The 377-nt window shown below is 32.4% G+C and carries 1 protein-coding gene; it reads right to left on the bottom strand.

Translation table 11 applies throughout. The annotated features are described in order from the left end of the window. The coding region (locus LJD34_RS16240; RefSeq protein ID WP_227360391.1) for a transposase at nucleotides 1-377 on the bottom strand (377 nt) is incomplete at both ends.

The raw sequence follows: 377 nt of genomic DNA, 5'->3' as shown, positions 1-377 counted from the left end.
CGTAGACATAAAAGCCGTTTACAAGTTCTTTATAGAAACGTTGTTTGAGATAATTAAAATTCTCAAGTTCTTGTTTTGAAAGAAGATCAAGGACCTGATACATCCAAGTCTTTCTGAGTTTTTCATAGGAAATAAAAGAATAGTTCTTCATTTTATTTTTTTTGGTATCAAAAGCTTCTTCACAAACAAGGCGGTGGATATGGGGATTCCATTTCAAATCTCTGCCAAAAGTATGTAAAGTCAAAACAGAACCGAAAACGATCTTGTTTCTGTCATTTTTATAGGAGTAGGGGCATTTGGATTTTTTAATAAAGAGCTTTTTCATTTTGATTTTTCTGTACTTTGCATCATTAAAAACACAGGCAAGGGTGTTTCTG

Source organism: Faecalibacillus sp. MSK20_93 (genome assembly GCF_020589945.1).
GTDB classification, from domain to species: Bacteria; Bacillota_I; Bacilli_A; order Erysipelotrichales; family Coprobacillaceae; genus Faecalibacillus; species Faecalibacillus intestinalis.
Note: the sequence above shows the minus strand (reverse complement) of the source record. Positions and strands in the feature narration are given on the sequence as shown.